The sequence below is a fragment of the uncultured Metabacillus sp. genome, assembly GCF_947503125.1.
In the GTDB taxonomy this organism is placed as follows: Bacteria; Bacillota; Bacilli; order Bacillales; family Bacillaceae; genus Metabacillus.
Genome location: NZ_CANNCR010000002.1, coordinates 86,320 through 109,602, shown reverse-complemented (window position 1 = coordinate 109,602; position 23,283 = coordinate 86,320). Strand labels below are relative to the sequence as shown.

Below are 23,283 nucleotides of genomic sequence, written 5' to 3'. Positions count from 1 at the left end.
AGCTATCTCTGATACTTCTTCAAAATATCTAGTGCAGAACCCCCTTTATTTTGCTTTTGGACAGAGGTTGATTTCAGATTACGATAGTTCGTCTTTGGGGTGAATGTATTGTTTGATATCTCCAGGTCTACTTTGCCTTTATTTATTATTTCCTCCACTTGTGCTAATCGCTCATTAATCCAAGGTAGCCCACTAAGGATAGATATGACTGTCCCATCAGATTCCATATATGTCCCTTCAAATAAATCTATAGGCATTCCATTGGCAAAGACATTGAATAATTCATCAAAATTAATGTTTTCTAACAGATGTTCAGTTCCGTCAAATATGATTCCAGCTTTAATAACTTGTTTATAATCAATAGGTGCAAAAACCGACTTCTTCCACGACCTTTGGATATACTCATTTAACTGTTTACTGTTTGGCATGTCAGATAAATTAATTCTAGACATAATACCAATGCCTTTTTGTAAGAATATTTGTAGCAAGTCTTTCTGGTCAAGTACTCCAAATTTAGAAAATTTATTTGTATAAGTAATTATCTGTGCCAAGACTTCAATAAACTCATGATTCGCATAATTATACAACTTGTTTTTTGAATACTGATTATGAATAGTTCTGACTTTTTCATTATCTATAGGAAACACTGAAATATTCTGAGTAGATAATTCATTCATTGTCTCTAGGCAGTTAATCTGATTTATTATAGCCTCATTATTAGCAGGAAGAATTGGAACGGCCACAAATGTCTTCTCTGGAAACTCACTTTGCAGAATCTCTAATAGGATTGGACTACTACCTCCTCCACTGCCTCCTGCTGTCGAAAAGCATACTAAAATTATTTCAAGGGATGGTGTAGACATTTTAGTTTTTATAAAGTTAACTGCAAGTTCCCAATTATTTTTCATTAGCATTATTGCATTGTCCCTTACCTTCCCTATTCCTTCCGATCCCACAAAATGCAACTTATCTTCCACATGTAGTAATGAATCAAGATCTTGTTTTGAAAAGTTAATTGCTAAACTAGGGATTCCTCTTAGAGCTGCTTCGTCTGCAATATTTCCACCTGCTGCGCCAATTCCAATGACTCCTAAATACATATTATACTTCCTCCTTTAATGACTGATTTAAAGCTATTTGACCATATTCAGTAATATAAATTTTGTGTTCCTTTTCATTAGTCACAATTTCAATAAATCTATTTGCTTCTAATCTATCCAACGATTTTCTAAATTTAGCAGTTGATAATTGTGATAAGTCCTGAATTGTCTTCTTCTTCATTGATTTAAATACCAAATTTGCTTGATTATCAGAAAGTATTCCTAAGACGCTAAGTTCATTTAGTGACAAATTAGAAAGAATATAAGAGAAATAGTCGTTCATTGCAACCTCCTTAATATTTGCAAATAGTTGTGAATTCACAAATATTTTTATGAATATTTGAATATCTTGGTAACAGTATATTATAACCTGGTAAAATGATGCAATAAAAAGTTAAAATAATTTTATAACTTTTTAAAGAAAAGTATTTACTTTTTTATATATACTTGCTATAATAAAATTAAGCCTATATATTGAAAGGAGGGATAAATTATGAAAAATGGAGTGTTTACAATGCTAAAATCAAAAATTAAAGTCAAACTTGCAGAATTGGAAATGAAACAACAAGACCTCGCAGAGAAATTAGGTGTAACAAAACAGACGCTAAGCTCATGGGTTAACGGTAGATCTGTTCCCACATTGGAAACAGCCTTCAAAATTGCGTCAATACTAGATTGTAAAGTTGATGATTTGTATACATATAAGGAAGATTGAAATCAGTCTTCTTAATCCAGAAAGATAAATTTAATATAACGGGGGTTATTATATTGTTAATAGAGCAGTTAATTAAAGTAAAATGGAGCAACCGTAATAAAAAGCATTTTATTGAAAAAGGTTACTCTTTTTCGAAAAATGGAGATGAATTTCTAGTTGATGTTAATGATTTGAAAAAAGGAAGTCATTATTTTGTTCGTTTTATTTGTGACTACTGTAATGGAGCAAATCAGATTGACGAAAAAAGTAAATGGAAAAAATTTAAAGACTATAATTACCAAAGAGAAATTGTATCTAAGGATTGTTGTATCTCACAAGAATGCATGAATAAGAAGAACAGAGGCTTAGTCACTAAAAGAGATAGATATGTAAAGCACCAATTAACCGATTTTCAAAATTTGATCAATGAATGGTCAGATAGAAATGATTCGCATCCTGAAGATTATACATTTTCATCACCTAAAATAGTATGGTGGAAATGTGAAAATAATCACGAATGGGAATCCTCTATCAGAAATAGAGCTGTAAACAATTCCAAATGCCCACACTGCAATGACATCCCTTTAGAAAAGTGCTTGCAAACCACACATCCAGAGTTAGCAAAACAGTGGAATCATAAGAAAAACGAAGGGCTAACCCCTTATCAAGTTACGAAGGGAAGTGATAAAAAAGTCTGGTGGCTAGGTAACTGTGGTCATGAATGGGCCGCATCTGTATCAAACAGAACAATTTTAGGAAGAGGATGTCCAGTCTGCAATGAAAGTAATGGAGAAAAGATTATTAGAAAGTGGTTATCTGAAAACATGATTGAAAATGAACCCCAGAAAAAATTTGATAATTTACTAGGAACTTCTGGTGGTTTATTGTCTTATGATTTCTATTTACCGAAATATAACATTTTAATTGAATATCAAGGTGAATTTCATGATGGTACTGCGAGAAAACAAAATGAAATTGAATTTAAAAAACAACAGGAACATGACAAACGAAAACGTGAATATGCCACTAAACATAACATTGAATTATTAGAAATCTGGTATTGGGATATAGATAACATTGAAGTGATTTTATCAGATAAATTAAACGACAGATAAAATCACTCCATTTCCTTTTTTAAATAATAAAGATAAATTAATCATGTTTTATCCTTGACATAAATAAAATAATCATATATTATTAGAGTAAGCCACACGAACAAGTGGTGCATACATAATAAAATGTTCGTTTTATTTTAATAAATAGAATTGTAGATTAGTTGAATTGGAGGTGAATTGGATAATATGAGTAAATTAACATGGAGAACATCTGAGATTATTGCGTTCCTAGAGGAAAGTATTATTGATGGGACTGCAACAGAATCAATGGAAATTATTTACCAAGATTATAAGTGGTTCAATAAGATTGATCGTAAATCTAATGAATGGAAGTCAGTAATTAGAAAAATTAAGAAATTACATAATGAAGAATTTTAATATAAGTAAATTATACATATATAGAATCGAATAAGAGGTTTTTCCCGAATTTGAGAAAAACCTAAAAAGGAGGTTAAACATTGAGTTATGAAAATGTAAAATTATGGTTTGCTAAGAGCAACAATAACGAAATCGTCACTATTGCTGATGTTGACGAAACTAATAAGAAAAACACATACTTCTGTCCTGTTTGCGGATCAGACTTAAAGCCAAAAGCTATCAAATCAAAACAAATTACTTCACATTTTGCACATGTTGATTCAAGTAAATGTAATAGTGAATCTCAAGTCCACTTTTGGTTCAAGCACAAGTTTATTGAAAAAGGTGACAATTTTACAGTTGTTTCAGATAAAGAGAGACAATATGTTTGTAAGGACATCCTAGTTGAAAAGGAATATGAAATTTCTAATGGAGTCTATAGACCAGATGTTACCGTATTAACTGAATGCGGCAGTACAATTTACTTTGAAATGGCTTTTAGTAATAAGAAGAAAGTTAGAGATTACTTAGATATTTGGTTAGAGTTGAGAAACATTGTTGTTGAAGTGGATATTAAACAGTTGATCAATAAGAATGAATTCCCTTCTTTCAAGGCTCTATTTTACGAAGGCAAATGTTTCAACACTAAGAGAAATGACACTTACTACAATACAATCGGTAAGTATAAGGAAGAAAAATTAAAAGGTGAAGTTGATGAAGAATTAAAAGAACGTATTCGTAAGTTAGATTGGTTCTGGGACGATGTTTTAAGGTACAAAAATGGTGAGGTTGACATCGATTATATGATTAAAATGATTAATGTTATTGACAACAAAGATTTTGAATTTATAAATATGTTTTTAAATAAAGTTAAGTGTTCTGATATTATGAGGGAATATGTCAGGATAAAAACCGAAACTATATTCAATATTTTAAGTTCTAATATTAAGGATAATTTCGGTGAAGAATATTTAAGATTTTTAAAATATGACATTCAATACTCAAGGGTTTTTAATAAATTTGAAGGAAGTATTAACTACTTCAATTCAAAAGAAAAATGTTGGTATATAAATAACATAGACAGATTTAATGAAAGTGAAATAATAAAAGCAACACTTAAACAAATGCACCTTAATAAAACTACAATTGAGCGAAAAAAGGAAATAGACAAAGGAAATAAATCTGCTGAAAAAATTCAAAAAGATTTAAATGGATGTAGTCTTTTAGTTGATATTTACGAGAAGGTAAAAAAGAGAAATAAAAATTACGACTTAAAGGTATGGGTGAAATCAGAGAAAAATTGCAGACTTATAGATGAGAACGACTTTTTAAATGGGATATTTGAAATTAATGTAACGCTTTCTTACGACTCAATAACTGCTGAGATATTCAAATTTAAGCACGATAAAAACAAAGGAATAGATAATTTAGCAAAAGAAATAGTTAAAGATATAAATTACTATTTTAATAAATTGGAACCATTAAACAATGAAACAAGGGAAAAAATAGAATCATTGATTGTTAATCTGAAAGAGAACTTTAATAATACAGGAACAGACATTACAATTAGGGATTGGCTAGAAGATACATGTGAAATTTCCATAACAACTAGCTATAGACTAAGTAGTTATTATTTTAATAACTATGGTTTAATAGAAGATTGCCGAAATGATTTAGTAAAACTACCGTTTTCTAGATTAAATGAAATTAAAAATCATTTATTATTAGATGCTAGTGAAAAGTTAATTAATTACTATACCAGGGAATGTTACGATTGCAACAATAATTTTGAGATAAGTATTGGAGAGTTAAAATTCTTTAATAAAAAAGGATTTGATCTTCCTAAAAGGTGCAAGAACTGTCGCAATAAAAGAAAGCAAAATAAACTAAATTGAAAGTGAGGAAGTTAATTGATTAAACTACAACAATATAGTGTGTTTAAATTAACCACATCAAGATTACTTGAATCAAAATTCAACATTTCTGATTTCACAGTTGCACAGGCTCGCCTAAATGGTGAACTTGTGCAAATCGGAGATAATCAAGTTTTCCGTATGATTAGGAAAATAAAAAATATAGACTTCTCCCCCACTATTCTAGAGCAACTCATAAAAGAAAGAGATGAATTAAAGCAACTGGAATCAAGTGAAGAAAATTCGTTAGCCATTAAAAACAAGCAAAAACAAATTGATGACATTATATTTGTTCCTGATATTGTTAATGTAAAAGTAGATGACAAGAAAGTTTACAAAGAAATTTGTAAAAATGGATTTATCATAAACGATATTAAGTTTTTAAGATTTTGTAGTGGGGCAGGTCAGTCACGAAGAAATACAGCATCTTTTGTAAACAGTGAGTTAAAAGAAGAATTAGACAGAAGACTCAATTGTGGATTAAAAGTTAAAAAGATTAACGTGGCTAAATATAATGCATATTTCGGTCTCTATATGTCTGCTACATATCCAGTTAGAACTCCAAGGGTTTGTTTAATTCCTGACTGTGAAGAATACAAGCTACCGAAAACAGTTGATTGGATAAGTGATGTTGAGGAAGTTGATGAAAATGGTAAAAAGAAAACCAAGCGAGTACTATCTGAAAAAGAATTTGACTTCATCCCTAATATGTGGGACGGTCAAGGTTTAATATCCCCTACAATGGCAGAACAATGGAAAGAAGATTTAGAGCTTAATTACCTCCCTTCTCAGTTTGGCATCAGAAGCAGCTTTATCAAAGGCATGTTGGCAGTTTTCGATTTTCATAAGTTCGCAGATAAGGTTGCAAAGAAAAATAAAATTACAGATTATTACGGTAAAGATTGGGATATTTCTGAAATCGATGTCCTGTTAAGCGTCAGTCAATTTAAAATGTATAAGCAATACTCTTCATGGGAACAGTTTACTCAGCTACAAGAGCATCATGGGCATTCTTGGGGAGTAACAAAAGTGAATCCTAAAGTTGATAAAGAAATGAGTTTGTTAAATTACCAATACATCCAAACTCTCGACTTAAACAGAGAAAAAATAACGGAGCTAATTAAGCCAACCGTAGATTGGATTGAAAAAATATGCAACGGAGATAAACTTTACACTTTGTTATTTTTATTAGGAACATCTGATGAGAATGACACTGTTTCAAAGATATTTGATAAAACAAACAGTAATTTTGCCAAAGCAATTCTATATAATGATAAGTTATTAAATGACCCTTACATAAAGAAAAAAATATATGACAGTATTTCAACTAAAATTAAAGATGCTAAAATTGGTCGATTGTGGGCTAGAGGAAACTATGAGGCAATGGTTAGTGATCCATATGGTCAAGCACAATGGGCATTCAAGCTACCAGTTACAGGCTTACTGAAGGAATTTGAACACTATTCACGCTTTTGGAATAATCGAAATGTAAAAAAAGTGGATGCATGTAGGAGTCCAATGGTTGACTTCCATGAACACAACATTCTAAACTTCATAAAAAATGATGAAACAGAAAATTGGTTTGAGTATCTTAATTCTGGAATTATTTATAATGTATGGGGTGTTGATACAATAAGACATTCAGATTCAGATTGGGACTATGATATAGTTTACACCACAGACAATGATGTTATTTTAAACAGTATCTTCCCTAATCAAAATGTAATTACATATGATAAAGAATCTGCACCGAGTCAAAGTTTAAATAATACAAACTTAATGAAAACTGACCTAAGAAGCTTTGACTCAAAAGTTGGTACGATAACTAACTATTCGACTACTTTTATCAGTATGCTTGCCAATTTCAAAAAAGGTTCCTCAGAGTATAATGAACTACTCTCAAGAATTAAACTACTTAGAAGATATATAGGAGATTCAATAGATCAAGCAAAGGGTATTAAAATGAAACCCTTCCCTTCCGAATGGAAAAAGCGTGAATACATATACGAAGATGATTTGCCAGAAATTAAGCAGCAAAAATATTACAGAAATAGTTTAATTGCAAACCGAAAACCATACTTCATGATTTATGTTTATGACCGTATTAAAAATGATTATCGAGAATATAAAAAGAAGTGTGAAAGAACTTGTAAGGAGAAGTTCGGCTGCACTTTAAATCAATTATTAAGCAAGAAAGACAAAACGAAACAAGAGTCTTATTATGTGTCAGAGTATTATCGTAGAATGCCGGTTATTAAAAATCAATCTGTGATGAATGTTTTATGCAACATGATTGAGAGTGTAGATTTCAAATACAAAAGACCTAAAAACAATGAAAATGTAGAAGAAATGTTTGAGCTTCTATTTGATTCAGAAATTGAAATCAATAAGGATAAACTTAATGATTTAAATGATTTGTATATTAAATTTTCTAAGAAAAGGAATTTTAAAGTTAAGAACAATACAATGAATTCTATTGACTTCTCAATGGATCAGGAAAATGAAAAAGATAGGATGATTGATGAGTTTTATGACGAAATACGCAATGAAGCGTATAGTATTTGTTCAAATGAAAAGGAATTAGCAAATCATCTTGTCTACCTTCTATATAAGTTGAAGCCTAATGAACCTAAAGATTTTGTTTGGAGTATTGGAACAGATGGTCTTTTGGAAATTCTTGAGTCTAAGAGTGATATGGTCATTGAAATGCCTTTCTATGATGAAACAGGTGAAGAATATTTAGGTAAAAAATATAAATTACAAGAGGTGGTTATTTGATTATATTCGATGAAAAGAAATACGCTGAAACAATGATAAAAAAAGGATTTCAGACTAAGAATAAGATTGTTTATGAACTTAATATATTAGCAAAATACTATTTTTATAAAGACTTGAACGATGATGAGGTTAAATCTAAGATAATAAAATTTTGTGAAAAATACATAGAACATTTTAACCTTGATGAATGGTTTCAAATTATCAATAGAACAGTGTTCGCTGCTAAACGTGGAAAGTTTATTACAGGAAAAGTTGTAAATATCACGCAAAAAGAATTAGATGTCATTGATACATTGGAAGATATAAGGGAGAAAAAAGTCGTTTTTGTTCTTTTGGTTTTATATAAGTTTTACGACTATAAGAAATTTGAAGTAGTCATTGAGGATTTATATAGATTAAGTAAATTAAATATAAACTCAAAAACTAAACTTAAAATACTTCAATCCCTCACCTCAAAAGAGTTGATTGATATTACAATGGGTGGAAAACGCTGGGTTAAATACTCCGACAAGAAAGGAAAACCTGTAATTACTATTAAGGATTTTGATGATTTTGTTTATGAATATGAATTATATGTAGGAACTGAAAATTTTAAGAAATGTGAAGTTTGTGAAAAAGCTATTAAAGGTAATAGCAAGAGTTCAACAAATGCAAAGAAATATTGTAGAAAATGTGCAGAAGAAAATACAAAAAAGAACAAAAGAATGTGGAAAAATCGGAGTAGAAAAAGCTAAAAAGGCTAGAACCCTTGACACTATTGACTTTGTAGCACATAGAGTCTAAAAATGTATATGGAAGAAAGAGAAACAAAGGATTCTCTACTATTCCTAATTTTAAAAATAAATTTATCAAATAGAATAAAAGGAGAGATTTACAAATGGCAAACAAAACAGATTTAGTAAAAGCAGTGCAAGGATTAGTAGAGGAAGCATTATCGGAAAAGGAAATTTCTGTTAATAAGAAAGAAGCTACTGCTATTGTAGATGCAGTTTTAGACAGCATCGTTGATTTAACTAATGAACAAGATAAATTACAAATTGTTGGTTTTGGAAACTTTGAAGCACGTACTCGCAAAGCACGTAAAGGTCATAACCCACAAGATCCAACAGTTGAAATTGAAATTCCTGAGAAACGTGTCCCTGCGTTTAAACCAGGCAAGACATTTAAAGAAACAGTTTCTTTATAATTTATAGATAAACTTAACCATTATAGATGTTGTAAGCAGGTGTTTCGCTACCATAAATGCGAGCTTTAAAAGTCATGAAGGGTTGAGTTTCCCCTCTTCCCTTCTATTCAAAGGTAGGTTATCTTCACCCCTCGTCACTTCCCTACCTGAAATATAAATCTTAAAACTAAGGGGTTACTATTATGACTAAACTATTTGTAGCAGATACCAATATTCTCTTAGACAATATTGAAAGTCTATCCGATTATAATATTGTACTACTAAGTCATACTTTGAGAGAATTAGATAAGCACAAGTCTTCGCATAATGATGAATTAGCATTTAGAGCAAGAAAAGCAACTAGATATATAAAGAACAATAAAGAAAAATTTACCTTTGACGCTAAAGATTATAATGGATTTGAATTAGGAAAAGATTATGACGATGCGTACCAAGACAACAACATCCTTGCTGCGTGTGTACAAAATCAATATTCCCTCATTTCAAATGATATTTTATTAACTTATAAGGCAGAAGGTTTTGGTCTTGAAGTCGTTAGTTTAGATAATGATAAAATTAACGATTATTCAACATATACAGGAATTAGGGATTTATACATAGGTGAAGATGTAGAAAGCCAAGCAATGCTTGCTAAAATATATCAAAACTCTGACGATAATTATCTTAATATGGTTGAAAATGAATATCTTGTTGTTTGGGATAAAACTAAACCTACATATCATCGTACTTCTGGTGAAGTTAATGGATATGAAGCAATTGATACTTTTCGATTTGATGGTGAAAAATTAGTCAAATTGAAGTATAAACCAACAGAAGATTTGTTTATGGGTAAGACAAAGCCGATTAACGTAAAACAACAACTTGCATTTGATATGCTTCAAAACAAGAATATAGGAGTCAATCTTGTTCTAGGAGGAGCCGGTAGTGGAAAGGATCATTTAATGGCTGCTCACATGATGCAAGCACTCCAAAGAGAAGAAATTGACAAGATTGTATTTGTTAGGAATATACAAAAACTAAAAGATTCAGGTGAAGTTGGATTCTTAAAGGGGGATCTTTTCTCTAAGATGCTCACATGGAGTCTTCCACTTGCTGATCAACTCGGTGGCATAGAGGCTTTAGAGATGTTGGTTGAAAAAGGTAAAATTGAAATTCAACATTTTGAATCAATACGTGGTAGAAGTTTCAATAGATGTGGAGTATATTGTACAGAAATACAGTCTATGTCTGATTATCATGCTAGAGTTTTACTTTCTCGAATAGGTGAGAAATCTTTTATTTATTTAAATGGTGATATAAAACAAAGTGACAGTGACTATAACAAACATAATTCTGCTATTAACACTCTTAAGAAGTTAAAAGGCAATCCACTATTTGGTGTTGTGACACTTGACAAAACTGAAAGATCGGATATAGCTTCACTTTCAGAGCTAATTTAATATAAGACAAGTATAGCAAAAACTATACTTACCTAAACAACGTCCTACTCTCACAAATAAATTTACACATTTGAATTAATAAAGAGTTTACCTCGACTTGAATTTAACATTATACATTTGCTAAAACAGAGGTAGAAATAGGTTCTCTACACGCTATTTGCTCGCACGTTGTGTACGACTAAATAGTTATCAGAGATGGAGGGTGTGCCGTCCTCCCTGTTTTAGTATTCATTACATTGTCTGTCTAGTTACAGACCAACTCCCCTCTTAGTTTTTCTAGGAGGGTTTATTTTACTTGGAATAAAAGGAGAGAAATAAACTATGGCTAAAATGGATAATTCTATTTCATTTAAAAACGCTACAATTTCTTTGAAGGATAATACAATTGTTGAACAACTTAAAGAAGATGAAATTGTACATACTTTATCGGATGTTTTGGCTTTATTCAAAGATAAGAATGTAAATATTTCATTTAAAGAAGCTAAAGACGTTGTATTCAACGATGAAGAGTAGGCGGTGGCTAGATGAGTTCTATTCTTAAAAGACAGGACAATGAGACTGAAGATGCATATTTAGTAAGACTTTACTCTAATATGAAAGTGTACGGATTAGATAAATATAAGATTGCAGACTTAATGAATAGTGCTACAGGTAAAAACTGTGATGAAAGTAAATGGAGAAAAGACTACGCACAATCGTTACGTTGGGGTTCATATTTCAATAGTCAAGAATTAGAGGACAATACTGTTGAAGAGGATTTACCTGTAAAGCATGAAGTAGAGATTCTTAAAGACGGTTCTCAAAAGTCAGATAAACTTATCAAAATGTCTATTGAGGATAGTAAGAATCCTGAATATTTATTGAATGCACACGGATATAATCCTTCTGAATGGAATATTGTAAGTGCTAAATCAAGTATATGGAATCAGCATAACAAGAATGACGGAACATTGACACTATTTTCAAGTAAAATTACTGTTAAACCTAAGAAAGATGGTTTTGATATTGATAGATTAGTTGAATTAGTGTGTTCAAAACGTAAGCCTATTGTAATCGAAAAAGAACAAGTAGAAAAACATTCAAAACTTTTAGAAATCCCTTTATACGATATGCATTTTGGAGTGTCTTCTCTTGAATATTACAGTGAGCATTTAAATGAAATCGTACAAAAAATACGTTCTCGTTCATGGGAAAAAGTATTATTTGTTATTGGCCAAGATCTACTTCATAACAATGACTTTAAAGGGAATACAGCAAATGGAACTCCTATTGAAAAAGTTGATATGGAGAGAGCATTTGATGAAGCTTTACAATTCTATGAGACTATTATTGGCGAAGCAATTGTGAAAGCAAAAGACGTAGAATGTATTTACGTAAAAGGGAATCATGATGAAACATCTGCTTATGGAGTATTCCGAGTATTAAAGGCTATCTTCCCTCAAGTAAAATTTGATAGCAGCTTAAAGCAACGTAAAGGATTTGTATGGGGAAAGATATTCTTAGGATTGACTCATGGTGACAAAGGTGCAAACAGACTAATGGAAAATTTCCTATCTGAATATGGCAAGTTGATCGCTAAAGCAGAAGTCAAAGAAATTCATTCAGGACATCTGCATGCTGAAAAGATGAGTGATAAATTTGGAATAGTTCAAAGAACACTTGCTACAGCTAATAAGACAGATTCTTGGCATGATGATAATGGTTTCATTGGCGCTAATAAGAGATTCCAGTTATTTGAGTACTCCCCTTCTACTCTTGATGCAATTTATTATATTTGATTAAAAGGAGAATTTAATGTCTATTCTAAAATTTCAACAAACCGAAGAACCTTGCGAATGCCCTACTTGTGATTTAACTGAAAAGTATATAGAACTTATTCTACAGTCAGACACAGTTGATGAATTAGAATTCTTTGTCCGTCAACTAATTGATGAAGCAACTGACTTGGGATTTAAAGAGGCTCTTGTTAATGATATTAATCGTAAGATTGAATTATTAGAAGTTCTTGATGGCGAATGTGATTGTTGCGAAGAATGTTGCGACTGTGAAGATGGAGAATGTAACTTATAATTTTTCAAAAATAAATTATACATATATTAGGTATCACAATTAAATTTGTGCGCTACCTCCTACTATAAGGAGGTTTACATATGTCAGAACTTAGTTACGTTTACCCTGATCGTTTTCTAGATGAAATGAAAATTAACTCTGCAATGAGAGACAGACGTATTTTTATTAGTGAAGAAGTGGACAGAGAATCAATGTTTAAAGCTTGTTATCTGTTAGATAGACTTTCTCACTTTGATAAACAAGAAGGTACTAAAAAAGATATAGAAATTATTCTAGATAGCTATGGTGGAGTTTGTTACCACGGTCTAGCACTCATCTCTAAAATCCTTTCTATGCGTGAAGACGGTTATAGAATTATCACTACTGTCAACTCTGTCGCAATGTCAATGGGATTTATGATACTACTTTGCGGTAGTTATCGTAGAGGTTTAAAGCATTCTCGTATTATGTGTCATCAGCCCTCTTCGGCTACTTGGGGAACTCTCCAAGATCAAATTGAATCTGTCGAAGAAACAATTGCTATTTGGAATAGATTGAAAGAGTTAATAACTAAATATACTAAAATTACTGATGAGCAATTAGAGGATATTAAACGCAGAAAATTCGACTGGTTTATGTGGAGCGAAGAAGCATTAGAACTAGGCGTAATAGACCATATCATTTAAGGAGGTAATTATCATGGAAGACCAAAATAACACAGAAGCATTAGAATTAACTGAAGAACAGTTACAAGAATTAATGGGTGGTTCGGTAGATGATAAATTACCTCCTATTGAAATTCCAATGGAATGGTATGACACAGAAAGTTTCCATAAAGGAATTGCTGATACTTCCCATTTAGCAGGTGTGATAACTGCGTTGTTAAACACAGGAGTAGATCAAGGGTTTGTATTGGATTATCTATTAAATAAGCAAACTATAGAACATAATCTTGAAACAGCTAAGATCAATAAAGAAATGAATGTTGAGATTGCTAAACATCAGAAATTAGCTGCTGAAAAGCAAGAGTTATAAAAGTAAATAAAACATGTTCGATGAATTGATTTAAAACATCAATTTTATCTATATCCCCTCAAGAATCTTTTTATAAGTATCAATAGTAGCTCTCCCCTCTCTGCTATTGATACTTAGGTAAAGGGTTTTTGATATTAATACATTTTAAGAGAATTGTTTAGTTGCTTTGTTTTCCCTCTCCTTTTTCAAAGTGATTGAGCAATTCTCTTAAAGTGTATTAAAGGATAATTCTTACTGAGAAATTAGGTGATAAAAATGTCAAAGGAATATATAGTTTGTACATGTTGCGGAAAGTCTAAAGCTCCTGAAAATTACTATGCTTCTCATTCTTATATCCACAGAAACAACAATAAACTATCCGTATGTAAGGATTGTATATGGAGCTATGTAGTAACTGATGAAAATGAATACGACAAAGAAAAAATGATAGACATATTACAAATGCTTGATAAGCCATTTATATCTGCTCTTTTAACTTCTTCTGAAAATGAAGCAAAAGAAGTAAATAAAAATGCCTTTAAATTATATATGAAAAATCTTGGGTTGCAACAAAACCGTAATAAAAGATGGCGTGATGGTGATATTAGTGTCAATGCCAATAAGAATGAGGTCGCTCCAAAAGAAGACGTTGATACTACACCGAAAGAAATAAAAACCTCTGAATCTGATGAAAAGAACAGAAATGACGTTATAAGAATGCTTGGATACGATCCATTTATGTTTGAAAATGAAAGCGACAAAGTTGGATTATACAATAGACTAGTAGATTTTCTGGATGAAAATACATTAGAAGATAATTTTAAGCTTCCGGCTGTAATTGAAATTGTTAAAACTTTTAATCAAATAGATAAAATTAATTATGCTATTTCAAAAATAACATCAGATGTTGATAATTTTGCTGAAAAAGTTGGTAGTGTAAATTCACTTATTACAGCGAAAGAGAAAATGTTAAAGTCTGTACTCGCTCTAGCTAAGGACAACGGAATATCTGTAAACCATAACAATAATAAGAGTAAAGGCGGCAATACACTAAATGGCATTGTACGTAAATTAAACGAAATAGGTCTATCTTCTGCCGAGCTAAATCTTTTCGACATTGAAACAAGTGAATCCATGAAACAAGTTGCTGATTTAAGCAATAGAAGTATTCTAGATCAATTAATGCTCGATGAAAATGATTATACAGATATGATTGCCCAACAAAAAGAAATGATTTCTCAACTTGATGAAAAGTTAATTAAAGAAGAAGAAGATAATCGTTTATTAAGGCTTGAAATTGCTAAATTAAAAGGAGATTTAAGAACTTTATGAGGAGGTTTATAATATGGACTTTTTCATAAGGAGTACAGACGCTCAAATTTCACAACGAAAATTAGAAGGTTATTTAAAGTTATCAGAAATTATTCAATGGGGTCGGAAAAATCCAATCAAATTCTGTGAGCAATTTTTAGGAATTCAGTTTCTTGACGCACAAAAATATGCATTTATGAATTCTTGGATTGCACCTTATAACCTTTGGTGTATTACACGTAACGGTGGGAAATCAACTTTGTCTGCTCCATTTATTATGGCAAAGGGAATATTAATTAACGGGCATAATAGTTACATTCTCAGTAACGTATCCGCACAGAGTCAGGATACCTTTTTAAAGATTGAAAAGATTGCTAAGAAGGAGATCGCTAGTTTTACAGGTCTTACAGATTTTTTTATGGGAGAATTAGTTAAGTCGGCAGCAAACACAGATGGATTCACCCACTCTCAATCTGGATTCAACTATAAACTTTACAATGGGAGTTCGGTGACAAGTTTAAGTGGAGATGTAAACAACAACCGTGGTAAACGTTCATCGTTAAATGTTTATGATGAAAGTGGTTGGACTAGCGAGGAATATGTTGTTGCTACTATCCCTTTCCTACTTCAAAACTCAACATTCCGTCTTGGTGGAAAAATGGATGTTGGAACATTCCCTAAGCAAATTCCTAACCAACGTTTATTTATATCCTCTGCTTCTTCAACAGATAGTTATTTTTATATGTTGTATAAAGATTATTCTAAACGAATGTTCTTAGGCGATAAAAATTACTTCGTTTGCGATTTAAACTGTGAAGTTATGATTAATGCGACATTTAACGGTAAAAAATACCCTGTGTCTCTTATTAACAAAGATGAGATAACTGCTGAGATGCGTAAAAACAAAGAAAAGGCTCTTAGAGAGTTTTACAATAAGTTCTCTGTTGATGGTGGGGACAAACAAGTCTTTAAAAGAGCAACTATTGTAAAAAATTCAAAAGTAAGATTACCAGTATTAAAAAATGACAGTAAAAAGAAGAGAATGTTTGTACTTGCCTATGACCCTGCACACGACTATGACAACTCAGTATGCATGGTCGGTGAAATTATTCAAGATGAACAAGTGGGATATAGATTAGAAGTTTGCGGTGGAGTAAGTTTTGTTGATATCGGTAAAAAGAAAAAGACACCTATGCGTACACCCGAACAAATTCAACAATTAAAGAAAATGATATTATCTTTAAATGGTGAGCAAATGGCTGATTACGAGAATATTGAATGCTTACTCATTGATAGTGGTGCTGGTGGACATGGTACAACAATTGCAGATTACCTTATGGAAGATTGGGAAGATGAAAATGGATTCAAGCATAAAGGTTTGATCGACTCTATTGAATGCAAGGATCATGTTCATAAATTCCCTAACGCTGTAGATAAAGTTAAACTTATGTCACCTCAAAAATATAAAAAAGAGATGTTCGATGCACTTGTTGAGATGATGAATCTTGACTTAGTTAGCTTCACTTCAGAGTATGATTCAAGTGGATATTTAATGATACCTATTGAGACAGGTAAAGAAGTTGAAGTTGAAACTACAGATCAAAATGGTCAAATTCAATTAGTTAAAGAAAAAGAAATTGAACACAAGAAATTTAAACTTGATTTTGAGGAAGAGTTGGCATTAAAAAATATTGATTTAGCCAAAGAAGAGTTAGTAAATATTTATCGTGAAACTGGTGCAAACAATAATTATCGTTACGATCTTTCTAAGGATAAAGAAGGAAAAATGAATGATGACCGTGCTTATTGTATGGCAATGCTTGGATGGTATTTACAACAATTAAGAAGAGACAATATTGTAAATAGAAAATTAGAAGAGATCGATTTATTCACTATTCCTACTCAAGTATCATCTTTAAATATTAAATTATAAGTAAATTTATTGTGAAGCGAGGTGATTTATATTGGCAGATAAGATTGTTTCTAATGTAGACGAAGATACATTTCTGATTACCTCTGAAAAGTTTGAAAGAGAATCTTTTGAAAAAGCTGTTTATGATTTTACAAATAAGTCTAATTTCAAATCTACATACTTTAATGAAAGTTCTGGATTGATTAATTTTAAAATTGAGGATATTGACAGTCTAGCCTATAATGCTCAAACAAACTTAATGAATATTACAAAGATAAATAGTATTGTTAGATACTTCGTAAATAAAGATAGTATTTTAGGAAAGTTGTTTGAAGCTATAGAAATTAACGTTAATTCAGATTGGGATTTATCCTATCCAAATTACGATGAAAAAGACAGTGATACTTTCAATCAAGTAGACACTATCATCAAAAGGTTTAATGAAAAAATTGGACTAGACGACTTAATAACAAAATCAATACCCATGACATACATGGATGGAAATTATTTTCTTTATTTAAGAAAAGACATTGAGAATGATAATTATCAAGTTGACTTCTACCCCATTGGAATATGTGAAATTGCTGACTATTCAGAAGGAAACGAACCTTATCTTTTAGTTAACATGAAAGAATTGGAATCAAGATTGAGGAAAGTTTATAAAAAAAACAAAAAGAATCAACCTCTTTTCTATAAAAGCATGGAAGATGAAATAAAAGATACTTATCCAAAAGAAGTTTACGATGCCTATATTAATAAGGAACAATATGCAATTTTAAATATTAAAAATTCAGGCGTAATGAGAATAAACAATCTTAATAGAAAATATGGACTATCCCCTATTTTTAAAGCATTGAAACCTGTAATTAGATTGGAAAATATAGAACTTTCCGATGATAAAAGTACATTAATTCGTGGTAAAAAAATCATATTTCAGAAGCTATCTAAAGAATTAATTACTAAATCTAAAGAAATTCCGAACATCACTTGGAGTAGCGCACAAGCAAAATCACATGTAGATCTGATGTCTGCTCTAAATCAAAATGGAGTAACAGTATTTACAGCTCCACCTTGGACTGAATCTATCGAATATGTTGAATCAAAATTAGAACCTACCAACGTTCAAGTTAAGAATGAATATAAAAATCAGATTATGACCTCTATTGGTATATCACACTTAAGTGCAGACAAAGGAAGCTACGGTGCTGCCCAGATAAGTATTACCGAACTATTAAAGACTATTAATCGTATTAGTGAGCAACTAGAAAAAGTCTTAGTCAAATGGTATAAAGGCATTTTGGTAGATTTAGGATTTGACCCATTAAAGTATTGTCCAAAAATTAAAATAATGGACTCAGAGAAACTAAACGCAGAACTCTCTATTCAATTAGCTAAACTTCTAAATACTGAATTAAATGCAAGTCTTGAAACTGTATATAATACACTCGGTCTTGACGTTGATACTGAAGCTAGAAGAAGACAGAGAGAAACAGAACTAGGATATGAAGAAATATTTAAACCTAGAATGACAGCTTATACAAACAATGGTGATAATTCTGATGATTCGGGTAGACCGTCAGATAGCGATGATCTTGAAAAACAGGATTATGACAAAGAATACAATGGGGACAACGGAAGGTGATTTATGTGTCAAACAAAATTGAATTAAATTGTCCATGTTGCAATGAAAAATTGCTTGTTGAAATAGTTAATGGAGAAATTGTATTGACGCCTCCCTCCCCTCCTAACAAAGAAGAAGTGGATAAGCTATTAAAAGAATCTAACATTGAATTTGGATAATGCAACTCCCTTTTAAGGAGGTGAAATAGATATTGGAAAAGGAAACTATTAAGTTAACAAGTAATTTTAATATTATTCTTAGTGAAGATGAAAATAGTGATACTGCTGATGTTAAATTTATCATATGTGACTTCAATCCTAATGCGAATGGAGTTTCACTTAATAGAGAAAAAATTGAGAACTGGTTATCAACTTTAAATATTAAACCTGTAGTTGGTAAAGTAGTAACTCGATTTGATGGTAAAAGAGATTTTTCAGGACACAACGCTAAAATAGTTGAAGAAACGGATGATCAAGGTAATAAAGTTAAATCTGTTGAATTTGATACTTCTGCTTTTGGGAGCTTTTACGAAACTTCAATTGAAACAATTGATGATGTTGAATATATAACTGCCAAAGCTAAAGTGTGGAAGAGATTTTCGGAGGCTTACAAAGTATTTAAAAAGAGATCGTCCAGTAAAAAAGGACTTAAAACAAGTTGGGAAATTAACGTCATTGAATCGCATGAAGAAACAATTGACGGAAAGACTGTAAAAGTTGTAGATGATGGAGTATTTATAGGCCACGCTTTATTGGGTGAATTTGTCCCCCCTGCTTATAAAGCTTCTGGTGTTTTAGAAGTTGCCTCCTCTATACCCGATGATGAATTTACAAGTGCTTTATCACAAGATATGATTTCACTTTCTGAAAATACAGAAGTAAATAATGCAACTATTTCGAATGAAGGAGGAAGAGAAATGGAAAAAGAAAATCAAAAAGAATTATCGGCTTTAACTGACAATGATCTATATAAAAAAGTCAGAAAAGCAATCAATTCTGCCAACGAAGATAAGTGGTACTATATTTCAATGTTACAACCTTATGAATACCGTGCAATTGCATATACATGGGATCGTGAATCTGAGGAAGATTATGTTGAATTTGTTTACACGGTAAACTCAGATGACACAATTAGCGTTACTTCTCAAAAAGATGTGAAAATGGTGTTCGTTCCAAAAGAACAAATTGAAACTCAAGTTTCTGAATTAGAAATAAAATTAACTGAAACTGAGAAAGAGATTGCGGATGCAGGTAAAGCTGTTTCAGAACTTACTAAAGAGAAAGAGGATCTTGAAACGCAAGTTGCAGAATTAACTCAATATAAGGAAAAAGTTGAGGAAATGGAACTTGCTGAAAAAGAACGTGAATTAGCTTCTAAGAAGGAAGAGTTAAAAACTTTTGCCTTAGAAGATGAATTAATTCAAGCTTCTGAATTAGAAGAAGATGAAACGCTATCTACTATTTTCTCTGAATTAACTTTAGAAAACTATGAGTCTAGCCAAGAAAAGATTGAAGTCATTAAAGGTCGCAAGGCTATTGCTAAATTCAAAGAAAATAAAACTTCTCAAAAAGAAGAAACTGATGTAGAAGTTAGTGAAGTAAAAGCTCAATCAAAAGCTAAAACAGATTTAAACAATGGAGATTCAGACGGTGTGTTAAGTGCTATGGATGTTATGAAGTCGTTTTTAGGAAAAGGTAAGTAAAAAATTATTCATATTTGGAGTTGATAAACTTATTCATTGAATATCAAGGCGAGTTTCATGATGTTTCCGGTGGAGACTATACTAGAAAGAATTTAAATAAGCAACAAGAGCACGATAGAAGAAAGCGTGAATATGCAAAATTAAACAATATCGATCTATTGGAAATTTGGTATTACGATTTTGATAGAATTGAAGAAATTTTATCAAATAAATTAAATATAAACATTCATACTCAAGGAGGAAATAAATTATGTTAAGAGAAGTCATTGGAACATCTAGCATTTCAGAAATCTACAAAATTGGAGTAGAAGCAAAACGAGGAATTCTTGTTGTTAAAAACGAAAGTACAAAAGTTGCCGCTAAAGCAGATGCGGAAGGTGTAGACGTTTGGTTTTTAGACGCTGACAATCAACCTACTGGTCATTTAGCAGACGTAGAAGTATCTCAATACGATCCTGAAATGGATACTGTAAAAGAAAACGAATATGCTTTACTAAAGAAATATCCTGTTGGAGCTAGTATCGCTACAGATCAAGTAAGTGGAACATTTACTGTAGGAGGATACGCTATTGCAGGAACTGGAGTAGACGCTGGATTATTAGTACCTGCTGTTGCTACTAATGTAAGCACGTTAAAATATGTTGGTGAATATCAGGATGGCGATAAAACACTACAACGTTTTGAATTTGTAAATCCACACACTGTTGCATAATAAAATTCATTAAAAGTAAATTAATTATATCTTAGGAGGATTTTTTAAATGACTAATAAACTATTCAGTGCTGAAGTTGCATCTGCATTTCAAGAAACTAATATTATTGAATTATCTCAGAAAGCTAAATTAAACACATTAGAAGCACAAGATCATGATGCTATCGAGGTTCTTGATAACTTCGCAAAGGAAATTGGTAAGTCAGGTAAAACTACTGAAAATACAACTCTTATTTCTGAATTAATTAAGAAAACTGTTGAGCCATTAGTATTCCAACCAGACTCTTCTGTTCTTTACAATATCTTTGATATGGGAACTGTCGGAGAATTTGATGAAAGCCGTTATACTGGATTACCTAAAAACACTATTAAAGCATACGATGCTGTTCGTGGCGGTAACGTTCCGAAAAGTTTTGTTGATCCTGGTTTATTCCAAACTAAGAAAATTGCATTACAAGCTGAAACAGAATTAAACTATTCTGACCTTCGTAGAAATGGATGGAAATCTATTGCTAAAATGACTGAGCTTGCTCGTGAATCATTTGAACAAGAAATGTTCCACCGTTTATTTGCAGGAATTGACGCTGCAATTGATCCATTAACTGGAGATCAGGATATTGCTACAGGTTCTAGTTTAACTGTTGCAAGTGCTGAGACTTTAGCTCGTTACCTACGTGACATGTCTGAAGGAAATCCATTCATGGTTGGTCTATCTAAATACATCGATCCAATGGCTCGTATGTCTGGATATGAAACTCATTTATCAGATGAGCTTAAAAATGAATTAAACCGTGTAGGTCGCTTAGCTATGTTTGATGGAGTTGCTTTATCTTCTATTCCAACTGCTAAGAAAACTGCTGCTGGTAATACTCTTGTTCCAGACAAACGTATCTTCGGTATTGCTGGTAAAATCGGTGAAGCTAACATGCGTGGAGAAATGAGACTTTATGAAACTTATGACAACAACGCTGAAAAAGTACACCTTAAATTTACTGGTTTCGATTTCGAATACACTATCTACTACTTAGATAAAATTGGTCGTATCACATTTGCATAATTAACAAAAATATCAAGAGTCGGCTCGCCATAGTCGGCTCTTTTGTTTTTAATAAAGGAGATGATTAATATGGCATTAGATTCATTGAATGGAAAAATTAAAGTTTATAACTATGAAATGTCCCCTGTTGGATTCCCTAGTCAACACAATATTCAAGGTGTGTTCATTCGAGGACGTGATGAAGAAGAATCTTTCGTTGTAGAACGTGTAGCGTTAGATGATATCGAATCAGAAAATACCAAGTCTGATTTATTTAGAGTTGGAAGATTACGTTTTGACCCTAAAGAAGAGGATGAAGTATATAAACTTTTAGGAATTGAAGATAAAAGTAACATTAAAACTGACAAAGAACTTTCAGCTATTCTACAAGATGATAGTATTGAAAATATTAAATGGATTAGCAGTTTGAAATCTTCTACGCTTCTATCTCGTATGAAGACTCTACTTTTCAACATGGAGAGAAATGGCCTCCACCTTCCTCAAACTATTGTTTCTGTCGTTACAGAAAGAAATAGTGAATTGAAAAACGGTGGAAAACGTCATGAGAATAGTGAAATTAATCGTATCCTAGAAGCAGAGAAGAAGAAAAATGAAGAAAATAAGCTTCATTCTATTGTAGAGCAATTATCTAAAGAAGTTGAATCTCTCAAAAAAGAGAAAGAAGAAAAAGATAAAACTTTACAAGATTCTCAAGTTGCTATACAAGATCTTCTTAAAATGGTTAACGATTTAAAAAATACAACACCTGCTCCAGCTGCTTCACCTAAGCGCTCTAATAGCACAGCAAAAAGAACTTCAGCAAATTCTAAAAAAGAATGAATAAAGGTGGTGTCTTAAATGGCCACTGATTATCAACTTGTATTCGACAGGTTTATAAGAAAATTAAAAGGTGATAAACAGTTCTTTAATTATGGAAGTGAATTGCTAGAAAGTGAAGTTGACGAAATAATCAACGATCATCTTAATTCACTATTAAATAGAGCTATAGATAAACTATATGAATATGGATTGCCTGATTTTGATTTCTATGATAAAGATGATACGCTGCAAATATTTAATGGTGACTTAGTTAAGCAAGAAATCAGTTTATTATCCGATTTAATGTATCTTTCCTATTTTGAAGAAGATATAAATAAATTAAAAGCTTTTGGATTAAGGCTTAGATCAAGTGAAATAAATGCTCTTTTTAGTCCGGCAAATGATAGAAAAACCTTTATGGAAATGGTTGAAAAAATAGAATTCAATGTCGTCAATTCAATCGCAAACTATCTTAGCAGAGACCGTATTTCGTGGGAGATAAAAAGTATCTATGACGGTGTTTAAT

At 31.5% G+C, this 23,283-nt stretch carries 24 protein-coding genes; 22 read left to right on the top strand and 2 right to left on the bottom strand.

Annotated features, from left to right (window positions below; all coding sequences use genetic code 11):
* Positions 1-2: 2 nt before the first annotated feature.
* Positions 3-1,100, bottom strand: a complete 1,098-nt coding sequence (locus Q1B07_RS02140) for a cell division protein FtsZ (protein ID WP_299831291.1) — start codon at positions 1,098-1,100, stop codon at positions 3-5.
* 1 nt (position 1,101) lies between these two features.
* A complete protein-coding gene (locus Q1B07_RS02135) occupies positions 1,102-1,383 on the bottom strand; it encodes a hypothetical protein (RefSeq protein ID WP_299831288.1) in 282 nt (93 codons plus the stop codon).
* Between the two features lie 210 nt (positions 1,384-1,593).
* Between Q1B07_RS02135 and Q1B07_RS02130 the strand changes: the two genes are divergently transcribed.
* The 22 genes from Q1B07_RS02130 to Q1B07_RS02025 all read left to right on the top strand — a co-directional run bounded on the left by Q1B07_RS02130 (position 1,594) and on the right by Q1B07_RS02025 (position 23,282).
* Complete coding sequence (locus Q1B07_RS02130) at positions 1,594-1,815, top strand: helix-turn-helix transcriptional regulator (RefSeq protein WP_299831285.1); 222 nt, start codon at positions 1,594-1,596, stop codon at positions 1,813-1,815.
* A gap of 53 nt (positions 1,816-1,868) precedes the next feature.
* Positions 1,869-2,909, top strand: coding sequence for a zinc-ribbon domain-containing protein (locus tag Q1B07_RS02125; protein WP_299831282.1), 1,041 nt, complete (start codon positions 1,869-1,871; stop codon positions 2,907-2,909).
* A 186-nt stretch (positions 2,910-3,095) separates the two neighbouring features.
* On the top strand, positions 3,096-3,287 hold the full coding sequence (locus Q1B07_RS02120) for a hypothetical protein (RefSeq protein WP_299831280.1): 192 nt from the start codon (positions 3,096-3,098) through the stop codon (positions 3,285-3,287).
* Positions 3,288-3,367: 80 nt separating this feature from the next.
* A complete protein-coding gene (locus Q1B07_RS02115) occupies positions 3,368-5,161 on the top strand; it encodes a zinc-ribbon domain containing protein (RefSeq protein WP_299831277.1) in 1,794 nt (597 codons plus the stop codon).
* Positions 5,162-5,176: 15 nt separating this feature from the next.
* Positions 5,177-7,957, top strand: a complete 2,781-nt coding sequence (locus tag Q1B07_RS02110; RefSeq protein ID WP_299831275.1) for a hypothetical protein — start codon at positions 5,177-5,179, stop codon at positions 7,955-7,957.
* Positions 7,954-8,691 (top strand): hypothetical protein, encoded by a 738-nt coding sequence (locus Q1B07_RS02105; RefSeq protein ID WP_299831272.1) that lies wholly within the window; start codon positions 7,954-7,956, stop codon positions 8,689-8,691. Before Q1B07_RS02110 ends, Q1B07_RS02105 begins: the two co-directional genes overlap by 4 nt.
* A gap of 143 nt (positions 8,692-8,834) precedes the next feature.
* The gene (locus Q1B07_RS02100; protein ID WP_299831269.1) at positions 8,835-9,143 is read left to right on the top strand and encodes an HU family DNA-binding protein; all 309 of its coding nucleotides are present in this window, start codon (positions 8,835-8,837) and stop codon (positions 9,141-9,143) included.
* Between the two features lie 182 nt (positions 9,144-9,325).
* Positions 9,326-10,582: a PhoH family protein gene (locus Q1B07_RS02095; protein ID WP_299831266.1), complete on the top strand. Its 1,257-nt coding sequence runs from the start codon at positions 9,326-9,328 to the stop codon at positions 10,580-10,582.
* Positions 10,583-10,903: 321 nt separating this feature from the next.
* Entirely contained in the window at positions 10,904-11,095 is a 192-nt protein-coding gene (locus Q1B07_RS02090) for a YonK family protein (RefSeq protein ID WP_299831265.1), read from the top strand.
* Between the two features lie 11 nt (positions 11,096-11,106).
* Positions 11,107-12,360 (top strand): hypothetical protein, encoded by a 1,254-nt coding sequence (locus tag Q1B07_RS02085; protein WP_299831262.1) that lies wholly within the window; start codon positions 11,107-11,109, stop codon positions 12,358-12,360.
* A 16-nt stretch (positions 12,361-12,376) separates the two neighbouring features.
* Positions 12,377-12,652, top strand: coding sequence for a hypothetical protein (locus Q1B07_RS02080; RefSeq protein ID WP_299831259.1), 276 nt, complete (start codon positions 12,377-12,379; stop codon positions 12,650-12,652).
* Positions 12,653-12,732: 80 nt separating this feature from the next.
* The gene (locus tag Q1B07_RS02075; RefSeq protein ID WP_299831256.1) at positions 12,733-13,317 is read left to right on the top strand and encodes an ATP-dependent Clp protease proteolytic subunit; all 585 of its coding nucleotides are present in this window, start codon (positions 12,733-12,735) and stop codon (positions 13,315-13,317) included.
* A gap of 13 nt (positions 13,318-13,330) precedes the next feature.
* Positions 13,331-13,666, top strand: coding sequence for a hypothetical protein (locus tag Q1B07_RS02070; protein WP_299831253.1), 336 nt, complete (start codon positions 13,331-13,333; stop codon positions 13,664-13,666).
* A 255-nt stretch (positions 13,667-13,921) separates the two neighbouring features.
* On the top strand, positions 13,922-14,977 hold the full coding sequence (locus tag Q1B07_RS02065) for a hypothetical protein (RefSeq protein ID WP_299831251.1): 1,056 nt from the start codon (positions 13,922-13,924) through the stop codon (positions 14,975-14,977).
* A 13-nt stretch (positions 14,978-14,990) separates the two neighbouring features.
* The gene (locus Q1B07_RS02060; protein ID WP_299831248.1) at positions 14,991-16,889 is read left to right on the top strand and encodes a terminase; all 1,899 of its coding nucleotides are present in this window, start codon (positions 14,991-14,993) and stop codon (positions 16,887-16,889) included.
* A gap of 31 nt (positions 16,890-16,920) precedes the next feature.
* Positions 16,921-18,510, top strand: coding sequence for a hypothetical protein (locus Q1B07_RS02055; protein ID WP_299831245.1), 1,590 nt, complete (start codon positions 16,921-16,923; stop codon positions 18,508-18,510).
* Between the two features lie 5 nt (positions 18,511-18,515).
* The gene (locus Q1B07_RS02050; protein WP_299831242.1) at positions 18,516-18,668 is read left to right on the top strand and encodes a hypothetical protein; all 153 of its coding nucleotides are present in this window, start codon (positions 18,516-18,518) and stop codon (positions 18,666-18,668) included.
* 32 nt (positions 18,669-18,700) lie between these two features.
* Positions 18,701-20,191, top strand: coding sequence for a hypothetical protein (locus Q1B07_RS02045; RefSeq protein WP_299831240.1), 1,491 nt, complete (start codon positions 18,701-18,703; stop codon positions 20,189-20,191).
* A 250-nt stretch (positions 20,192-20,441) separates the two neighbouring features.
* The gene (locus Q1B07_RS02040; RefSeq protein WP_299831237.1) at positions 20,442-20,903 is read left to right on the top strand and encodes a hypothetical protein; all 462 of its coding nucleotides are present in this window, start codon (positions 20,442-20,444) and stop codon (positions 20,901-20,903) included.
* Between the two features lie 48 nt (positions 20,904-20,951).
* A complete protein-coding gene (locus Q1B07_RS02035; protein ID WP_299831233.1) occupies positions 20,952-21,959 on the top strand; it encodes a hypothetical protein in 1,008 nt (335 codons plus the stop codon).
* 69 nt (positions 21,960-22,028) lie between these two features.
* Positions 22,029-22,778: a hypothetical protein gene (locus tag Q1B07_RS02030; protein WP_299831230.1), complete on the top strand. Its 750-nt coding sequence runs from the start codon at positions 22,029-22,031 to the stop codon at positions 22,776-22,778.
* A gap of 18 nt (positions 22,779-22,796) precedes the next feature.
* Positions 22,797-23,282: a hypothetical protein gene (locus Q1B07_RS02025; RefSeq protein ID WP_299831228.1), complete on the top strand. Its 486-nt coding sequence runs from the start codon at positions 22,797-22,799 to the stop codon at positions 23,280-23,282.
* Position 23,283 lies beyond the last annotated feature (1 nt).